General features: G+C 63.4%; 10 protein-coding genes and 1 pseudogene. 2 read left to right on the forward strand and 9 right to left on the reverse strand.

Annotation, left to right across the window (positions count from 1 at the left end; all coding sequences use genetic code 11):
* From HCN58_RS32165 to HCN58_RS32190, 6 genes are all read right to left on the reverse strand, one after another.
* The gene (locus tag HCN58_RS32165; RefSeq protein ID WP_171583368.1) at window positions 1–1,617 is read right to left on the reverse strand and encodes an acyl-CoA carboxylase subunit beta; all 1,617 of its coding nucleotides are present in this window, start codon (window positions 1,615–1,617) and stop codon (window positions 1–3) included.
* 117 nt (window positions 1,618–1,734) lie between these two features.
* Complete coding sequence (locus HCN58_RS32170; protein ID WP_171583369.1) at window positions 1,735–2,601, reverse strand: beta-keto acid cleavage family enzyme; 867 nt, start codon at window positions 2,599–2,601, stop codon at window positions 1,735–1,737.
* A gap of 90 nt (window positions 2,602–2,691) precedes the next feature.
* The gene (locus HCN58_RS32175) at window positions 2,692–3,486 is read right to left on the reverse strand and encodes a helix-turn-helix domain-containing protein (RefSeq protein ID WP_171583370.1); all 795 of its coding nucleotides are present in this window, start codon (window positions 3,484–3,486) and stop codon (window positions 2,692–2,694) included.
* A 195-nt stretch (window positions 3,487–3,681) separates the two neighbouring features.
* Complete coding sequence (locus HCN58_RS32180) at window positions 3,682–4,338, reverse strand: glutathione S-transferase family protein (protein WP_171583371.1); 657 nt, start codon at window positions 4,336–4,338, stop codon at window positions 3,682–3,684.
* A gap of 36 nt (window positions 4,339–4,374) precedes the next feature.
* Window positions 4,375–5,526, reverse strand: a complete 1,152-nt coding sequence (locus HCN58_RS32185) for an acyl-CoA dehydrogenase family protein (protein WP_171583423.1) — start codon at window positions 5,524–5,526, stop codon at window positions 4,375–4,377.
* 129 nt (window positions 5,527–5,655) lie between these two features.
* Window positions 5,656–6,810 carry an acyl-CoA dehydrogenase family protein gene (locus tag HCN58_RS32190; RefSeq protein ID WP_210266253.1) on the reverse strand — a complete coding sequence of 385 codons (1,155 nt, stop codon included), beginning with the start codon at window positions 6,808–6,810 and terminating at the stop codon, window positions 5,656–5,658.
* A 214-nt stretch (window positions 6,811–7,024) separates the two neighbouring features.
* Between HCN58_RS32190 and HCN58_RS32195 the strand changes: the two genes are divergently transcribed.
* Window positions 7,025–8,236, forward strand: coding sequence for an ABC transporter substrate-binding protein (locus HCN58_RS32195; protein ID WP_171583372.1), 1,212 nt, complete (start codon window positions 7,025–7,027; stop codon window positions 8,234–8,236).
* Between the two features lie 118 nt (window positions 8,237–8,354).
* Here the strand turns inward: HCN58_RS32195 and HCN58_RS36330 are convergent, their stop codons facing one another.
* Together HCN58_RS36330 and HCN58_RS37585 are read right to left on the reverse strand one after the other, a co-directional pair.
* Window positions 8,355–9,251: a hypothetical protein gene (locus HCN58_RS36330; protein ID WP_235984079.1), complete on the reverse strand. Its 897-nt coding sequence runs from the start codon at window positions 9,249–9,251 to the stop codon at window positions 8,355–8,357.
* 181 nt (window positions 9,252–9,432) lie between these two features.
* Window positions 9,433–10,278, reverse strand: a pseudogene (locus tag HCN58_RS37585) (M48 family metalloprotease); the annotation flags it as partial.
* 63 nt (window positions 10,279–10,341) lie between these two features.
* Between HCN58_RS37585 and HCN58_RS32210 the strand changes: the two are divergent.
* Window positions 10,342–11,889: an acyl-CoA synthetase gene (locus HCN58_RS32210; protein ID WP_171583375.1), complete on the forward strand. Its 1,548-nt coding sequence runs from the start codon at window positions 10,342–10,344 to the stop codon at window positions 11,887–11,889.
* Between the two features lie 194 nt (window positions 11,890–12,083).
* Here the strand turns inward: HCN58_RS32210 and HCN58_RS32215 are convergent, their stop codons facing one another.
* The gene (locus tag HCN58_RS32215; protein ID WP_171583425.1) at window positions 12,084–12,848 is read right to left on the reverse strand and encodes a helix-turn-helix domain-containing protein; all 765 of its coding nucleotides are present in this window, start codon (window positions 12,846–12,848) and stop codon (window positions 12,084–12,086) included.
* Between the last annotated feature and the right edge of the window lie 58 nt (window positions 12,849–12,906).

Genomic DNA, 12,906 nt, shown 5'->3' on the forward strand with positions numbered 1-12,906 from the left:
TCATGGCCGGGCGACCGAGAATTGCATGCGCTGCGGCGTGCGGGCTTCGGCCTCGCGGCAGATCGCCAGCACTTCCGCAAGCACGCTACGGGTATCGCGGGGATCGATCACGCCATCATCGAGCACGCGCGCGCTGGTCGAGAACACATCCATCTGGCCGTCGAACACGCCCGTGATCTGCGCCTTCATCGCCTCCAGCTTTTCCTTCTCGATCGGCTTGCCGCGCCGCGCCGCGGCCGCCTCGGTCACGATCGCCATGGTTTCGGCGGCCTGCTCGCCGCCCATAACGGCGGTCTTGGCATTGGGCCAGGAGAAGCAGAAGCGCGGATGGAAACCGCGCCCGCACATGCCGTAATTGCCGGCCCCGAACGAAGCTCCACAATACATCGTGATCTGCGGCACGGTCGCCGAGGTCACCGCCTGGATCATCTTGGAACCGTGCTTGATGATGCCGGCCTCTTCGTAGGCTTTGCCGACCATATAGCCGGTGGTGTTGTTCATGTAGAGCAGCGGCGTGCGCGACTGGCAGCAGGCCTGGATGAAATGCGTCGCCTTGTTGGCGCCGGGAACGTCGAGCGGGCCGTTGTTGGTGATGATTCCGATCGCCTGCCCTTCGATACGGGCGTGGCCACAGACCGTCGCCGGCCCGTAATTCGCGCCGAACTCGGTAAAATCGGAATCATCGACGACGCGCGCGATGGCCTGGCGCATATCGACAGGACGCTTGTGGTCCATCGGCATAATGCCAAGTAATTCCTCGGAATCATACCGCGGCGGTTTGAAGGGCGCTGCCGCAGCCTTCGGCCGGTCCCATTCCAGATTAGCCATGATGTCGCGCGCGATGCGCAGCGCGTCGCGGTCGTCCTCGGCGAGGTAATCGCCAAGGCCAGAAATGGAGGTGTGCATCTCGGCGCCGCCGAGTTCCTCCTCGGTCGCAATCTCTCCCGTTGCGGCCTTCAGCAGCGGCGGACCAGCCAGGAATGCGCGGGTGCGGCCGCGGACCATCACGATGTAATCGGAGAGCCCCGTCTGATACGCGCCGCCCGCCGTTGACGATCCATGAGTCACGGTGACCACAGGCAAACCGGCGGCCGACAGCCGCGCGAGATTGCGAAAGATGTTGCCGCCACGAATAAAGTCCTCGACGCGGTAGCGCAGCAGATTGGCGCCGGCGCTTTCGACCAATTGCACGTAAGGCAGCTTGTTCTCCAGCGCCAGCTCCTGCACCCGGAGCGTCTTGTCGAGGCCGAACGGCTGCAACGCGCCGGCATCGATCCCGGAATCATTAGCGCTGACCATGCAGCGGATGCCGGAGACAAAGCCGATGCCCGCGATCACGCCACCGCCGGGCACGCTCTTCTCCGCATCCGGCACGTCGAACATGTAGCCGGCAAGCGTCGAGAGCTCGATGAAGGGCGATCCGGGATCGAGCACCAACGCCACGCGCTCGCGCGGCAGCAGCTGCCCACGTTTGTGGAAACGGTCCTTGGCGGCAGCGGATGCCGCCCGCGTGCGATCTTCCAGCGAACGCATCCGCATGATCAGCGCCAACATGCCGTCGCGGTTAGCTTTGTAGGCGGCGCTCGAGGGGGAAATGGTATTTTCGATTGTTGCCATGGATGAAGTTTGCTCCGTCATTCCGGGGCGACACGAAGTGTCGAACCGGGAATCTCGAGATTCTCAGGTGCGCAATTGCGCACCATAGTTCGCGCTGCGCGCGCCCCGGAACGACGACTAATGCCTGGTCCCGAAAATCCGCCTAGCCTCGGCCGGGCTCGCGATCTCGCGGCCCGCACGCCGTGCGCAGGCGGCAATGGCCTCAATCAGCTGCCCGTTCGAGGTCACCTTGGTGCCGTCGGCGAGATAAAAAGTATCCTCCAATCCGGTGCGCAGGTGCCCGCCGAGATCGGCGCAGCGCTGGTGCAACGGCCAGATTTCGGCACGGCCGATCGCGGTGACCTGCCAGTGGGATTTCGGTCGCTTCAGCTTCAACAAGATCGGCAGCAATTCCGGATCGGCCGGCATGCCGGAGGCGACGCCCATCACGAAATTATATTCGAGCGGGCCGGAATACATGCCGGTTTGCACATACATGCCGACACAACGCACGATGCCGACATCGAAACATTCGAACTCCGGAATCGTGCCGGCTTCCTTCATCACATCGAGATAGTCCTGCACCTTCTCGACCGCGTTATCGAACATCATCGGCGGCCACGCCCAGGTGTTGTCGGACTTCACTTTGAGATAGTTCAGCGACCCTGCATTGCAGGCCGCGATCTCGGGCCTCGTCTCGCGCACGCAATCCAGCGCGCCCTGATATTTCGGACCTGACGTGCCCGTGGTGTGGTTGATGATGACGCCGGGGCAGGCCTCGCGGATCGCCTGCTGGATTTCCCTGGACACGTTGACGTCCCAGGACGCCAGATGCCCCTTGTTCGGCTCCTGCTGGCGCAGATGGATGTGCATGATGCTGGCGCCGGCATTGAACGCGGCCTTGGCTTCACGCGCCATCTGCTCCGGCGTGACCGGCACGTTGTGTTGCTTCGGATCGGTCAGCACGCCGTTCAGCGCGCAGGTAATGACGGCCTTGTCGCCCATGGATCAACCTTCGAAAACGGAGCGCGAGGGATCGCGAAATATCCTCAGCGATCATGCGTCCCGCATCGGCCGGCTTCTTGCGTCCACCCGCTATCCGGCGCTCGCATGGCGATGGCGGTAGATCGCCAGATCACGTGAGCCGGAAAAGATCGCGCGCGGCTTCAAGCCATAGAAGCGGCGGATCGAGTGGCTGAAATGCGTTGAGTCGGGATAGCCGATATCCTGCGCGAGATGCGCAAGGTTGATGTCCTGGTTGGCGAAATGCAGCAAATGCCGCGCCCGCTTCCAGGCGCGGAACGAGCGGAAGGAGATGCCGGTTTCCTCCTTGAATAGGTGCAGGAAGCGTGACGGGGATAATCCCGCCTCTGCGGCGCAGCTTGCTGCCGTGACCGGCTCGCCGGAGAATTTTCCGATCTGCACGATCGCACGCGCCACGCGGGGATCGAACACGCGATGAGGCAGCGCTTCACCGAGACAAAGAAAATCGAATTCGGCGCTGGAGAATTCGTCGCCGGCGTGATGCTCGCGCAATTCGCGATAGGCGGCGCGGATGCGGCTGGTGAAAGCCTCACCCTCAGGCCCCGCGAGGCGATTGGCGAGGTCTTCGAGCGTTCCGGGGCGAACACTCTCCGGTTCGATCACAACGCTGAGCACCGAGCGATGATCGCTGGCGATGGTGTGCCTGACGTTCGGCAGCACGGTGAACATCTCGCCATAGCTCTCTCGACCATCGGCGGTGGTGAGCCAGAGACCGCCCTCGATCGCGACATAGATGTTGAACCCGCCCGAGCAGCGTTGCCGTGGCCGACCGAGCAGGCCGGCGTAGAACACGCGCTCCGGGGTGATCAGCATCAGATGGCCGGATTTGTGGCCGGTATCGTCCATGGCTCGTCCTCCTCGCGCGGCTCTCTGGCCGCTGCGATGGGGTCAACCATAGCGGAAATTTGAGGACTGACTACGGCGGAATCTGTCATTTCGGGATGATCCGAAGGACCAGACCTGGAATCTCCAGATTCTCAGGTGCGCAATTGCGCACCATAGTTCGATGATTGGCATCGCCCCGGAATGACGCACACACCCTCAAGCCCGGATCCGAGGCGCCACGTTCTGCTCGATGCCCGCCTTGCGTTCCGCCGCAAGCGCGCGCTGATAGCCCTCGCGTTCCTGCAACCGGGCCCAATATACCCTGACATTCGGCCCGAAATCCCTGGACAAGCCTATATTGCCGGCCAGCCGCAGCGCATAGCCGTTGACAATGTCGGCCGCGGTGAACCGGCTGGCGCAGAGGTTTTCGGCGTTGGCAGTCGCTGCCTCGACCGCGCGCAGCCGACCCAGGAACCACTTCGCGTAGTCGCCGGCAACTTGCGGGTTCCGCCGCTCTTCCGGCTCGAGTTGGCTGTATCTCAGCACCAGCGTCTGCGGAAAGGTCAGCGTGGCGTCGCTGAAATACATCCAGTTCAGGAAGGCGCCATAGGCTGCTTCTTCCAACCCGACTACCAGCGGCGTCGGGCCGTATTTGGTGCCGAGATAATAACAGATGCCGGACGACTCCGTCATTTTCGTCTCGCCGTCGATCATGAACGGAATGGTGCCGAGCGGATTGATGGCAAGATATTCCTTGGCCAGCACCCGCGGCGGGAACGGCAGCATCTTCAGCTCGTAGGGCAAGCCCATCTCTTCCAGCATCCAGAGCGGGCGGAACGAGCGCGCGCCGTCGCAGTGATAGAGCGTGATCATCAGGCGTTCCCTTCGTAAGTTCTGATCGGGCTTCTATTAGTTTTTCGGCAACGTGCCCATCGTCTTGCACAACACCATCAGCATCACCTCGTCGGCGCCGCCGCCGATCGAGGTCAGGCGGCTGTCGCGATAGGCCCGGCTGACCGGCGTCTCGTTCATAAAACCCATGCCGCCCCAGAATTGGAGGCAGGCGTCGCTGAGTTCACGGCCCAGACGCCCGGCCTTGAGCTTGGCCATGGTGGCGAGCCGCGTCACGTCTTCACCCGCAACCAGCGCCTCGGCCGCGCGATAGATCAGCGCGCGCAGCAATTCGACTTCGGTCTGCATCTCCGCCAGCTTGAAGTGGACGGTCTGGTTGTCGAGGATCGACTTTCCGAACGCTTTCCGATTCCGGGTATATTCGATCGTCTCTGATATGATGAATTCATGCGCCTTGAGGCAAGCCGCCGCGCCCCACAGCCGCTCCTCCTGGAACTGCACCATCTGGTAGGTAAAACCCTTGCCTTCCTCGCCGATCCGGTTGCGCTTGGGCACCCTGACATTGTCGAAGAAGATCTGCGCGGTGTCGGACGAGCGCATGCCCATCTTGTCGAGCTTGCGCGCGACCTGCACGCCCTTGCTTTTCATCGGCACGCAGATCAGCGACTTGTTGCGATGGACCTGGTCGTCGCTGGTATTGGCGAGCAGGCAGATCCAGTCGGCCTGCACGCCGTTGGTGATCCACATCTTGCCGCCATCGATGACGTAGTCGCCGCCGTCTGAGCGCGCCTGGGTGTTGATCGAGGCAACGTCGGAGCCGGCGCCCGGCTCGGACACGCCGATACAGGCCACCGCGTCGCCGGCAATGGCGGGCGCGAGAAACTCGTGTCGCACCTCATCAGAGCCAAACCGTGCCAGCGCCGGCGTCGCCATATCGGTCTGCACGCCGATCGCCATCGGCACGCCGCCGCATTTGATGGCGCCGAGTTCTTCGGCCATCATTAGCGCGTAGGAGTAGTCGAGTCCCTGACCGCCGAATTCGACCGGCTTGTTGAGGCCGAGAAAACCAAGATCGCCAAGCTTCTTGAACAATTCATGCGCGGGGAAGATGTCGTTCTTCTCCCATTCGTCGACGAAGGGATTGATCTCGGCGGCGATGAATTTTTGCAGGATACGGCGCGGTTCGTCGTGATCGGCACTGAACAGCATCTTTTTTCTCGTCATTCCGGGGCACTCGCGAAGCGCGTGAACTACGATGCGCAATCGCGTATCGGAGAATCTTCATCCATCATATCGAGGTTCCGGGTTCGCGCTGGCGCGCGCCCCGGAACGACGGTGTCACAACCCCATCTGGCGCGAGGCGAGATCCTTCATGATCTCCTCAGTGCCGCCGCCGATGGCATTGACCTTGACCTCGCGGTAGATGCGTTCGACCTTGACGCCGCGCATGAAGCCGGCGCCGCCGAAGATTTGCACCGCCTCGGAGGCGCAGAACGCCATGGTCTGGGTCGCCTGGTTCTTCATCATGCAGATTTCGGCGACCGGGCTCTCGCCCTGCCCGAGCCGCCACGCCAGCATTTCCAGCATCGCCTGCGACGCCGCGACCTTCTGCGCCATGTCCACAATCTTGTGACGGATCACCTGGTGCTGCGCGATCGGTTTGCCGAAGGTCTTGCGCTCCTTGGCGTACGCAATTGCTTCCTCGACGCAGACACGGGCGTAAGCGGTGCAGCTCGCAGCCATGCCCATGCGTTCGCTGTTGAAATTATGCATGATGATCTTGAAACCTTGGCCCTCCTCGCCGATCAGGTTTTCGGCAGGCACCCGGCATTCATCGAAATGCAGGGTCGCGGTATCGGATGCCCACCACCCCATCTTCTTCAATTTCGTGCGCGACAGGCCCGGCGTATCGCCTTCAATCAGGAGCAGGCTGACGCCGCCCGGCCCCTCGCCGCCGGTGCGCACTGCGACCGTCAGGTAGTCGGCCCGCATGCCCGATGTAATGAAAGTCTTCTCCCCGCTCACGACGTAACGATCGCCATCGCGCCGCGCCCTGGTGCGGAGGTTGGCAACGTCGGAGCCGCCGCTCGGCTCGGTGATCGCGAGCGCCGAAATCTTCTCGCCCGACAGCACCTGCGGCAGTACCCGCGCCTTGACCTCGGGCCGCGCGGCGCGCGCGATCGGCGGCGAGCCGATGGTGTGGCTCATCAGGCTCGAGCTGACCCCGCCGGCGCCGGCGCGCGCCAGCTCCTGCGAGGCCACGATTTTCATGAACTGGTCGGCCGCCACCCCGCCATATTCCTCGGGAAAGCCGAGCCCGAGCAGCCCGATTTCGGAAGCTTTCCGATAAAGCTCGCGCGGAAACTCGCCGGCCTCGTCCCATTCATGGGCATAGGGCTCGATCTCGCGCGCCACAAAGCGGCGCATCACATCGCGGAACGCCTCGTGATCCGCCGTATAGAACGGGCTTTGCACCTTTGTGCGCTCCAGCATGCTCCCCTCCGCTACGATGACCATGCCCCGATTTGGCTCGCTCAAACTTGCGTTGAGCGGCTGGCATTATCGTGCAGACGCGGTCTGCCGCACAGCGAATCCGGCGCGTGCTGTCTCCAGCAACTGAACGCAAGACCGGTTGCCCGAGCATGCCCTAGCCTTGGTTCAAAACCAATAACAACATTGCCGGCTGTTTGGCCTGGGAGGATGAAGCATGAACCGATCGAGCAAGTTCGTCCCGGCCTTCTTTTCAGCGTTGCTCTCCCTCACGGCTGCGACGACAGTCTCGGCCCAGCAACCCGGCATATCAGACACCGAGATCAAATTCGGCAACATCATGCCGTATAGCGGCCCGGCATCGGCGCTCAGCGTCACCGGCAAGGCGTTTGCGGCCTATTTCGACCTGGTCAACGAGAAGGGCGGCGTCAACGGCCGCAAGCTCAATATGATCTCGCTCGACGACGGTTTTTCGCCGCCGAAGACGGTCGAGGCGACACGCCGCCTGGTCGAGAATGACGGCGTCGCCTTCATGTTCGGAACCATGGGCACCGCGCCGAGTTCGGCAACCGCAAAATTTCTCAACGGCGCCAAGGTGCCGCATCTGTTCCTGATCAGCTCCGCATCGAAATGGAACGACCCGGTCAACCAGCCCTGGCTGATGGCGCTGCCCTGGGCGCCCAATTATGTCGAGGAAGCCGGCATCGAGGTGCGGTTCGCCCGCGCCAAGAATCCCAATGCGCGCTTTGCGATCCTTTATCAGAACGATGACGCCGGAAAGGACTATCTGCGCGGCGTCAAGGAGGCGCTCGGCGCTGACGCCGACAAGGTGATCGCGATGGCGACGAGCTTCGAGGTCGCCGACCCCACCGTGGATTCGCAGATCCTCACGCTCGCCAATACCAAGGCCGATATCTTCCTGATCTACAGCGTGACGCCGCGTGCCTGTGCGCAGGCGATCCGAAAAGCCTACGAGACCGGCTGGCGTCCAATGCGATTCATCTCCTCCGGCTGCGCCAACAAGGAAACGGTGATGGTGCCGGCAGGGCTTGAGGCGGCAAGCGGCATCATGTCGGTCGGCGCGCTAAAAACCTATTCGGCCGATTCCACCGACGCGGACCTGGTCGCCTACCGCGATTTCATGAAGGCGCGGTTGCCCAATATAGATCCGGCCAACCTGGCGGCGGGCTATGGCTACATGGTCGCGCAAGCGCTGGTCGTGGTGCTGACGCAGTGCAAGAACGACCTCAGCCGCGAAAACATCATGGCGCAAGCAGCCAACCTCAAGGGCGTATCGCTGCCGATGCTGATGCCGGGCGTGAAGCTCAACACCTCGCCGACAGACTATCGTCCGATCAAGGACGGCTATATGGTCGAGTTTCGCGACAGCCAGTTCAACGTGATCAGCGAATTGCTGCGCGGTTCCTGAACCGGCGACCTGTCTCGATTGTCGAGCGCGCTACTCGGCGAAGCCATGGTCGCGCACAAGGTCAGCGGATCCCGCCACTTTCGCGGCAAGCTGGCCTTTCTGGTGCGGTGAAGCGGCCTCAAGCCTTCTTTTGCCCCTGCGCCCGGCGGGCGATGCAGGTGACGAAGTCCAGTGGAGCTGCGGCGAGAACCTCGATTTCCGCTCGCTTCAGAGGGCTCAGCGCCGATGCGAAGCCGGGATCGGCGAGGCGCTCGCGGAGCGCAGCAATAGCGGTCTGGTGCTCGGGAGCAACGTACCGCGCCGCTGCAACCTGTAGGCCGGGATCGCCGAAGAAGCGATGAATGACTTCGTCCATCAACTTACGGACTTTGAAATAGTCAAGAAGTCGGGCGTCGCGCTCGGCAGGAGTGGCCTCCGTCACGCTCCGAGCGGCAGCGTCGCTGGAAGCCAAGTAGCGGGGGAGGGAGATGTCGTCACGATGCCGCGGCTGCTCCGTCACCGCGTGGAGGCCGCGGTCGCCCACGGCGTAGGGCCGGTCAGTCTGGAAGCAGCGCGCACGCTGGACCTCGGCTAGTTGGATATCCGGCGACGGTTTGTTGCTGAAGGTTCCGTCCGCCCGCGTGGTGATGCCGCTGCTGTTCTGCCCCACCTCCGGCATGCTATCGGCCAGCTTGCCGAAAATATTATCCTTGCCGCGATGGGCGGCGAGCGTCTCCTCGTACGAGGGCTGGTCGCAGCCGGTCGGCTTCGCCGCCAGCCCAATCTTCCAGCCTGGTCCCTGCGTCTGGCAACGGATGCCTCGCCCGCCCGCGGCGAAAAGGGTCCGCATTGGCGCCGGATCGAAGGCGGCGGCGAGCGCAGAGGGTCTGGCGAGATCCGCGCTGTGAGTCCACAGGAACACCCCAATGGCGGCGACCGCGCCCGCCGTCAGCTCCGGCGTCAGTCCGAGCCTGTTGAATTCGCCCGGGGAGACGCGCGCGTGCGCGGCACTCGCACCCTGCCGCGCGGCGCGCAAATAATCCGCCTCGCGGGACGGCGCCGGTCGACGGCCGAAACCTTCGCCAGCGCTTCGCTGGAGCGCGCGTGTGTCGCGGCGGGCCGGCGCGATCAGGGGCCATCGAGCCAGTGACGGAAATGATCGCCGCGACCCGCTCGGCAATTGTCGGGTGCGTCGCGAACGCGCCTTCGTGCGCGCCGTCGATCACCATCGCGTCCTGCCCGGCCGCTAGGCCCGGGATGACGCTGCGCCCCTCGATGCGGCGAAGCGCCGAGACGAGCGCGGCGGGATTCTGCGTCAACCGCACGGCTTCTGCGTCGGCAATGAACTCGCGCGCAGAGGCGATCAGCTTCCGCGTGAGATGGCTGCCGTCGACGGCGAGCCGGCGCAGAAACATCGTGACCAGGATGAGCACCACCAAGAGAGGCAGCAGCAGGGCCAGGATCGGAAGCGCACAGGCCGCCTGAATACGTTTCACGCCCCGGGTGCTGGGCCGCGGCTGGAGCAGTTGCAGCGTGTCGAGACAGACATTGGTGGCCGCGATCAGGCGGATGTCACCGTTGACGATGTGGACGATTTCGTGCGCCGCGACGGCCGCCAGTTCGTCGTCGTCCAGTCCGTCGATCAGCCCGCGCGTGAAGACGAGAACGGCGTCCTTCTGTCTGATACCGCAGGCGAACGCGTTGAGCGCCGGGCTGTCGATGACAGCGACATAGGGGTCGGAAGCCCTGCTGTGATTATCAGCGGCTCGACGATGCGACAGAGCCGCGGCTCGTCCTGATCGTCGACGAAGCGGAAATCCGTCCTGCGGCGAACGGTACGGACGTGCCACGCCATCTGCGCGACGAACAGCAGGGCGCCGATGACGGTGACGATCGGCACCCAACGGACGAGGTATCCCGTCCACCCGTACAGCGGCGCGTGGTCGGGATCGAGCATGGCGAGCGGCACGGCGAGCGCCAGCGCGGCTAGCAGATGAAACGCCGCGACGAAGCCACACACCCAGCCACTCCACGCAAGACAGCATCCCCATTTGACCCCTCATCTGCTAAACAGAATGCCATCAAACAAACAAAGCGGCGCAAGACCGCTTTACAGTGGAGGGAGCATGTCGTCGGTTCGCTATTACGACTGGATCGCGCATTTCGGCCGCCGCACGCCGGATAAGATCGCAGCCATTGACCTCGCCAGCGACCGCAGGCTTTCCTACGTGCAGTTCGATGCACGGATCTCACGCCTTGCTACGCATCTGCGCGACAAACTCGGCATCAAGCGCGGCGACCGCGTTGCGGTGCTGGCGCTGAACACGACGGATACACTGGAAGTGCAGTTCGCCTGTTTCCGGATCGGCGCGGTGTTCCTGCCGCTGAACACGCGCCTCACCGTTCCCGAACTGCAATTCATTGTCGGTGATGCCTCGCCGAAAGTGATGATCAACGACACTGATCTCGCCGAGGTCGCACTCACGGTCGCAAGGCTCTGCAACGTTTCGTCCGTGCTGCTGCTCGGCCCCGGTGGTTCCTACGAAGCGGCGATAGCGGATTCGACGCCGCTCGATCACGTGGAGATGGTGACACTCGATGACATCTCGACCATCATGTACACGTCAGGCACGACCGGCCAGCCGAAGGGCGCCATCATCACGCACGGCATGACGTTCTGGAACTGCGTCAACCTCGGCGGCCCCGCCTATGTCTCGCCGTCGACGGTGTTGCTGACCGTGCTGCCGCTGTTTCATACCGGCGGGCTCAATTGCTACACCAACCCGGTGCTGCATGCCGGCGGCACCGTGCTGATCATGCGCGCGTTCGATCCCGGCCTGGCGCTGCAACTGATCAGTGATCCATCCTACGGCATCACGCAATTCTTCGGCGTGCCCGCGATCTACCAGTTCATGGCGCAGCATCCTTCGTTCGCGACGGCCGATTTCAGCCGCCTCGTGATCGGCGGCGTCGGCGGCGCACCGATGCCGGTTCCGCTCCTGAAAGTATGGGAAGAGCGCGGCGTCGCCCTCCAGCAGGGCTATGGCATGACAGAGACGTCCCCAGCCGTGCTGGCACTCGACCGCGAGGACGCCGCGCGCAAGGCCGGCTCGTCCGGCAAGCCGGTGCTGCATACGGAAGTGCGGATCGTCCGTCCCGACGGGACCGACGCCGCTGTCGGCGAACTCGGCGAGCTCTGGGTCAGGGGGCCGAACGTCACGCCCGGCTACTGGAACAGGCCGGATGCCAACCAGTCATCCTTCACCGACGGCTGGCTGCACACCGGCGACGCCACCCGCGTCGACGAAGAAGGTTTTTATTACATCGTCGACCGCTGGAAGGACATGTACATTTCCGGCGGCGAGAACGTCTATCCGGCCGAGGTCGAGAGCGTGCTGCATCAGCTTACGGCAATAGCCGAAGCTGCGGTGATCGGCATTCCGAACGAGCAATGGGGCGAGGTCGGCATGGCAATCATCGCCGTGAAGCCCGGCCAGACGCTGACGCCTGCGGAAGTTCACGCCCATTGCGCGGCCAATCTGGCGCGGTTCAAATGTCCCAGGCTGATCGAGTTCGTCGATGCGCTGCCGCGCAACGCGACGGGAAAAATTCACAAGCCGACGCTGCGACAGCAATTCAGTGCGCCCAAAGCGACCGACAAGCTTGCGTCGTAGCGGCCCCCCGCGGCCGCAACGCCTCCGATGTCATGCCCCGCCACCCGGTCCGGCCTCCGGCCGGCCGGATGACAGGCTCCGTCGGGGCATCCAGTAAATACTGGCTTCCGTCATCAAACTGAGATGCCGCGGCGTACTGGATCGCCCGCCTTCGCGGACGATGACAGCAGAGGGGATGGAAGAACTGAAAAGAACTACCCCGGCAGAAACATCGCGAACGGTTCCTCCGTCGTCCGCCGCAAATGCTGGCGGTACTGCGCGTAATTTGGGTCATCGACTGAGACGCGGCCAAAGGTCGGGCTCGCGACCATCTCGATCGGCAGATAGGCGATTGGCGCGGCGATCGGCGTCAACAGCGAGCCGCGGCCGGCGAGCAGCGTCGTGATGATACCGTACATCTCGCCCGAAATCGCCAGCCGCGCCACCGTGATCAGCCGATGCTGGCCGTGCCGGTTGGTGACGAGGTAGATATGGCCGGACTGATTCGGCACCGCCACCTCGCCGAACTGGGTGAAGGCCGCGTCCTGCCGTTCGCTCTCGTGAAACACCAGGGATGACGCCGCATCGTCCCATGAGATTTCGGTGCGGTAGGCGAAGATCGCGGCCTTGTCACCGAATGACGGCCGCACCGTGACATAGGTCCCCTCGATCCAGGCCACCGCACGGCGCGAATAGGCACCCAGTCCGTCGGGCGCGACCTCGCCGTTGACGGCAGCCACAGGCGCCGGCGCCTCCGGCATCTTGCGCAAGGAAACGCCGAGCGCCTGTTCGAGACGGACGGTGGTCGCCAGGGTAAACGGGCGGCGGCCACCCAGCACTTTTTCGAGCGTCGAAAGGCTGAGTTTTGCAAGCTCTGCCAGAGACTGCCGGGAGATGCGGCGGCGGGCGATCTCCTCACGAATCGTGTCGGCAATCTGCCGGCTTTGTTCGGCGGAAAGCTGCTTGTCCGGCGCTGGCATCGTCACCCCTGCTTCATCTGCGCTAGTGTACCAGACGCACAATCCATCACAAACCCGC

This window comes from Bradyrhizobium australiense, assembly GCF_013114825.1.
Classification (GTDB): domain Bacteria; phylum Pseudomonadota; class Alphaproteobacteria; order Rhizobiales; family Xanthobacteraceae; genus Bradyrhizobium; species Bradyrhizobium australiense.